Here is a 6,031-nt window from a genome sequence, read left to right on the forward strand (position 1 = left end):
ATCAACGCCTGAAAGCCCTTGCGACGGCAATCAGTATGCATGCGCCGATGAAGCCTGCGATAAGATATCCGATCCAGCCCGTGAGGACCACGCCGAATACCGCCAGAATCGCGTTCGCGACGATCGCACCCACGATTCCCAGAATGATGTTCATGAAAACACCCATATTGCTCTTCATGAACTGTTCGGCGAGCCAACCGGCTATGCCACCAATGATGATTGCGGCGATCCAGCCAATACCTGCAGATTCCATGACTTCCTCCTAGGTTGCTACAAAATCATATTTGGCGATTCTAATGTTTTCTTCAAGGTGGTGTCGTGCGCTGACCACCTTGAAACCTTTTATTGGCGAGCTAACGTCGCGCAGCGATTCGGAAAGATCAGAAGGGCATTCACGATGACATCATCAATACGACAGTACCGGCTCTTGCCGATCCTGTTTGCTTTTGTGGCCCTTTGGATAGCTCCGGCACAGATGGCTCTGGCGCAGATGCCAGACCAGATCAGCGAAGATGCCGCCCTGTCCGTTGCGCAGAGAGCAGAAGCCCGGCTTGTAAAAGATAAGGCAAGCTTGGCCGATATCACCCAACAGATCGACAACAAGGACAATGATGATACCAAACTTGTCGATCTGAAAGGCAAGGCAGACGATCTCGCGGGCAACGCCGCCGCAACCGTTGCTCACCTTCGCACGAGACTTGACGAAATCAGCACCCGCATCACCTCGCTAGGGGAGCCGCCCAAGGAGGGTCAGCCACCGGAAGCCAGCGTCGTTACCGACGAGCGCACGAAACTGAATGCGGAAAAGTCCCAGATAAACGCCGTGCTAGGTGATGCGGAGAACGTGTCTGCCAACGCCGCCCGCCTCTCCAACACCATCACCAACCTTCGCCGCCAGCTGTTCGCCGCCACGCTGTTCAAGCGCACGGAAATCTCACTGCCGGTTCTGGCAGAGGCAGGCAAGGAATTCGGCGGCGAGATTGCCTCGCTCAGCAGTTCCATGACCGGTTGGGCGATATTCGTCTGGAATTACAAACGCGTGTCGATGTTCGGTGCCGTTACGCTTTCCATCATGGCTGCACTGCTGTTCATGGTCGGCGGTTACAGACTGTTGGGACACAGGATGGAGCGGCGCGCCTTTTCAGGTGAGCCGTCCTATTTGCGGCGTTTGTCGGTGGCGTTCTGGTCTACACTGGTCCAGTCCATGTCCGTCTTTCTGTTCATGTCGGCGTCGGCGTTTCTTCTCGATAATTTCGGTGTTTTGCGACCGGACATCGCTCCGATCTTTTTCGTCGCGATATACATCGTCGCCTTCGTTTATTTTGTGTCGCGACTGACATATGCGATCTTTTCGCCGACACAGCCGGAATGGCGCCTGCTCAACGTTTCCACGCGTGGTGCGCACATCATCTCGTCGGCCATGCTCGTCATGTCGCTTGTCAACGGTCTCGACTACCTGTTCAGCACCATCAGTGAAACTCTGAACTCACCGCTGATCCTGACTGTCGCAAAAAGCTTCGTCGCATCCATCATCATCGGCATCATCCTGTTTGCCCTGTCATTCGTAAAGCCGCTGGCCAGCACGGATATTGACGGGGATGGGCGTGATCAACGCATGCCGCGCTGGCTTTCTGCGCTGCTGCGTTTCGGTGGCCTGTTGCTGATTGGCGCCTGCCTTACCGGTTATGTCGGTCTGGCTCGGTTTCTCGCCACCCAGATCGTCTCGACCGGCACTGTCATAGCGACCATGTATATCGGCATTCTCTCTGGCCGCGCCATTTCCAAACAGGGTGTGTTTGCAGAGACGCTCGTGGGCCGCTACCTCGGCAGACGTTTCGGGCTTGGCCCCGTGCCGCTCGATCAGGCCGGTCTGGCTGCAGGGCTTGGCATTTATTGCGCAGCACTGGCTTTCGGCGTGCCGCTCGTTCTGTTTTCCTGGGGCTTCCAGCCTGGTGACATCGAAAGCTGGGCTTATCGCCTGCTGACCGGCTTCTCGATCGGCAAGACATCCATATCGCTCATCAGCATCATCACCGGTATTCTCGTCTTCGTCGTCGGCTATGCCATTACACGCTGGTTCCAGAAATGGCTGGACAGAAACGTCATGGCGCGCGGCCAGGTGGATGCCGGTGTGCGCAACTCGGTTGGTACCGGCATCGGTTATCTCGGCGTCGTCGTTGCGGCGATCTTCGGCATTTCATCCGCCGGACTTGATCTTTCAAGCCTCGCGCTCGTTGCTTCCGCCTTGTCTGTCGGTATCGGTTTCGGCTTGCAGAACATCGTATCGAACTTCGTCTCCGGCCTCATTCTTCTGGTCGAACGCCCCTTCAAGGTGGGCGACTGGGTGGTGACGGGTACTGTCGAAGGCACCGTCAAGCGGCTGTCCGTGCGCGCGACCGAGATCGAAACCTTCCGCGGCCAATCGATCATTGTCCCCAACTCCGAATTCATCAATTCCTCCGTCGGCAACTGGACCCACAGAAACCGCATCCAGCGGGCAGAAATTCCTGTCTCCGTCTCTTATGAGACGGATCCGCAGCGCGTAATGGATATTCTGCTGGAACTGGTGAAAAAGCAGACGCCGGTTCTGCGCAACCCCGAGCCGCATGTGGAATTCCTGCGGTTTGGTGATTTCTCGCTGGATTTCGAGCTGCGTTTTCATCTGGCCGATTTATCGCACGGCCTCACGGTCAAAAACAGTTTGCGCATGGCCATTCTCACAAGGTTCCGTGAAGAAGGCATCGAAATCGCCACGCCGCAGCGCAACGTCAACATCCATGTGGATGGTCAGGCCGACCCAAAGCTTTTGTCCGCAATCATGTCGGAGGAAGGTGAGAAGGCGATCGTGTCGAAAGCAGCTTCGACGGCAAGAGAACCATCGGCGGATGAAGCCGCGGAAACGGACGGACAAAGCCAAGACAAGCCAGCTGCGAAGTCCGCTGGCGGCAAGCGGAGTTAGCACCGTCCCGCAATTGAAAAACGTCAAAAGGCTCCCCGTCGCGGCGAGCCTTTTGCATGTCGTAATCAGGCGTTTAAGCAACGGTGCGACATTGCATAGTCTGGCCCAAATTGGTTCGATAAAGCCCGCATAAAGCGGGCAAAATGCCTCAAGGGGAACTTGCATCATGAAGACACATGCGCGGGCGGTGGTGATCGGTGGCGGCGTCGTCGGTGTTTCGACGCTCTATCATCTGGCCAGGAAGGGCTGGAGCGATGCTGTTCTGATCGAGCGCAAGGAGTTGACCTCCGGCTCCACCTGGCACGCCGCAGGTCTGCTGCCGCTGTTCAACATGAGCTATTCCGTCGGCCAGATTCACAAATATTCGGTGAAGTTCTACGAGGAGCTTCAGGAAGAAACCGGCATGAATGTCGGCTTCTCCAAGGTCTCCAACATTCGTCTCGCCCGCACTAAAGATCGCTGGGACGAATATATGTATTATGCCGGCATCGCCGAAACCATCGGCGTCAACTACAAGCTTTTGACGCCGGAAGAGGTCAAGGAGGTCTGGCCGCTGTGCGAAACCGATGGCCTGCTCGGCGCGATCCAGCACCCGGATGATGGTTACATTCAGCCAGCGGACCTCACACAGGCGCTTGCCAAGGGCGCGCGCGACCGTGGGGCTACCATCTATCGCAACACGTCAGTCACCGCGCTGGAGCAGCTTGAGGATGGTCACTGGAAGGTGACGACGGACAAAGGCGAGATCATTGCCGAGCACGTCATTTCCTGTACCGGCAACTTCGCCCGCAAGACTGGTGAAATGGTCGGCATCAACATTCCCGTCATTCCGGTCGAGCACCAATATATCGTCACCGAACCGCACCCGGCCATTCTGGAACGTCGCAAACAGGGCCTGCCGGAAATGGGCGTACTGCGCGAATCCGACAGCGCCTGGTATATGCGCGAAGAAGCAGGCGGCCTCATTCTTGGTCCCTACGAAGTCGGCGCACCCGTCTGTTATGTCGATGGCCCCTCGGACCAGAGCGAATACGAGCTGTTCCAGGAAGAGCTCGACCGTCTCATGCCGCATATCGAAGCGGCCATTGCCCGCGTTCCTGCCTTTGGCGAAGTCGGCATCAAGAAAGTTTATAACGGTGCCATTGCCTATACACCCGACGGTAACCCGATTATCGGCCCTGCCCCCGGCCTCAAGAATTTCTGGCTGAATGAAGGCCACTCTTTCGGCATCACCGCCGCTGGCGGCGCTGGCTGGCAGCTTGCCGAATGGATTGTCGATGGCGAACCGACGCTAGACCTGATGGGCGTCGATCCGCGCCGCTTCGGACCCTACGCGACCGAAGGCTACCTCATCGCCAAGAACGAGGAAGCTTATGCCAACGTCTTCACCATGCACTATCCGGATGAAGAACGCTCCGCCGCCCGCCCCCTCAAGACGACACCAATTTATGACCGCCTGAAGAAGCTCGGCGGCGTCTTCGGCTCGGTCTACGGCTGGGAGCGCGCAAACTGGTTCGTTCCGGATGGTTACGAACTTAAGCCGGAAGAGCTCGGTGTCGGGGCTGACGTCATCACCAACCACAACCATGCGCCAGCACTCGAGGATGGCCGCATTGTTGAGAAATGGTCGTTCCGCCGCTCCAACTATTTCGAGCATGTCGGCAACGAGGTTAAACACGTCCACGAAAATGTCGGCGTTCTGGATATGTCGGCCTTTGCAAAGATGGAAGTGTCCGGTCCCGGTGCACGCGCTTGGCTCGATTCGATCCTCGCCAATGCCATTCCAAAGAAGCGCGGTCGCATTGCGCTTACACACCTTCTGACGAAGGATGGTGGCGTGAAGGCGGAATTCACGGTCTATGAATGGGCACCGGGCCGTTTCTACCTCGTCTCCGCTGGCGGTCTGGAAACCCATGACCATGATGTGTTGAGACGCCTTGCGCCCACGGATGGCTCCGTCGTGCTGCAGCCCATTACCCAGAAATACGGCGTACTGGCGCTGGCCGGCCCCAAGTCACGTGAGGTGTTGAAAAAGCTAACCCGCACCAGCCTCGACAACAAGGATTTCCCGTGGCTGACCGCCAAGGAAATCTCGGTTGGCGTGGCGACGGCACATGCGCTGCGCGTCAACTTCGTTGGTGAGCTCGGCTGGGAACTGCATCACCCCATCGAAATGCAGACCTATATCTTCGACCGCCTGATGGAAGCCGGTGCCGAATTCGGCATCAAGCCTTTCGGCATTCGTGCGATGGTCTCGATGTCGCTGGAAAAATCCTACCGCAACATGGGTCGCGAACTCTCCGTCGAATACAACGCCTACACATCAGGCCTCGACCGCTTCATCAAGCCGGAAAAACATTTCATCGGTCGTGATGCCGTGGTGGCCGGCAAGGAACAGGGCCTGAAGTGGATTTTCTCGACACTCGTGGTGACAGGAAATACCACGGTCGATACGCGCGGCTCGGAAGCGATCTACGATGCCACAGGTGAAGTCGTCGGCCGCGCCACATCCGGTGGCTTCGGCTGGCGTATTGGCAAGTCGCTGGCACTTGCCATGCTATCGCCAGATCATTCGGCCATCGGGACGAAGCTCAAGATCAAGATTCTCGGTGATCTCTATGATGCCGAAGTCGTCGGCGAGAGCCCGTTCGACCCTGACAACGTGGTGCTGCGGGCTTAACTCCCACTCTTCCTCCGTCATGCCGGGCTTGACCCGGCATCCAGCAGCGTCGCGTCCGCGGCGCAAAAAACTCTTTTGAGCTGACAGACGTCAGCTCGCTAGACCCCGCATCAAGCAACCGTTGACGATCAAGTAAAAGCAGGGTCTGTTTTTGCGATTGCGTTGAGGATGGTTATGAGCTTTCGGATTGTTGCGACGATGGCGATCTTAAAGGTTTTTCCGTTGCTGCGCAGGCGCTGGTAGAAAGTGCCGAGAATGGGATCCTTGATCTTGATTGCGCTCAGCGCGGCCATGTAGGCAATGTCGCGCAGATGCTTGCGTCCTCCAGAGCATTTGCCTCTGCGGTTCGAACTGCCGGATTGGCGCGCATGGGGAGCAACGCCCAGAAGGGC

General features: G+C 57.2%; 4 protein-coding genes. 2 read left to right on the top strand and 2 right to left on the bottom strand.

Annotation, left to right across the window (positions count from 1 at the left end; genetic code table 11):
* Position 1: 1 nt before the first annotated feature.
* Positions 2-253, bottom strand: a complete 252-nt coding sequence (locus DSM25558_RS26175) for a GlsB/YeaQ/YmgE family stress response membrane protein (RefSeq protein WP_077107566.1) — start codon at positions 251-253, stop codon at positions 2-4.
* Positions 254-397: 144 nt separating this feature from the next.
* Between DSM25558_RS26175 and DSM25558_RS26180 the strand changes: the two genes are divergently transcribed.
* Positions 398-2,959 carry a mechanosensitive ion channel family protein gene (locus DSM25558_RS26180; protein WP_083716671.1) on the top strand — a complete coding sequence of 854 codons (2,562 nt, stop codon included), beginning with the start codon at positions 398-400 and terminating at the stop codon, positions 2,957-2,959.
* A 166-nt stretch (positions 2,960-3,125) separates the two neighbouring features.
* Positions 3,126-5,639, top strand: a complete 2,514-nt coding sequence (locus tag DSM25558_RS26185; RefSeq protein WP_077107569.1) for a GcvT family protein — start codon at positions 3,126-3,128, stop codon at positions 5,637-5,639.
* 128 nt (positions 5,640-5,767) lie between these two features.
* Here the strand turns inward: DSM25558_RS26185 and DSM25558_RS26190 are convergent.
* A partial coding sequence (locus tag DSM25558_RS26190) for a transposase (RefSeq protein ID WP_143240166.1) occupies positions 5,768-6,031 on the bottom strand: 264 nt, incomplete at its 5' end.

The organism is Agrobacterium sp. DSM 25558, assembly GCF_900100825.1.
Taxonomy (GTDB): Bacteria; Pseudomonadota; Alphaproteobacteria; order Rhizobiales; family Rhizobiaceae; genus Agrobacterium.

Bases quoted from the DNA above. Each gene is read 5' to 3' on its own strand.
- DSM25558_RS26185 (WP_077107569.1), top strand. From the start codon at position 3,126: ATGAAGACACATGCGCGGGCGGTGGTGATCGGTGGCGGCGTCGTCGGT.
- DSM25558_RS26175 (WP_077107566.1), bottom strand. From the start codon at position 253: ATGGAATCTGCAGGTATTGGCTGGATCGCCGCAATCATCATTGGTGGC.
- DSM25558_RS26180 (WP_083716671.1), top strand. From the start codon at position 398: ATGACATCATCAATACGACAGTACCGGCTCTTGCCGATCCTGTTTGCT.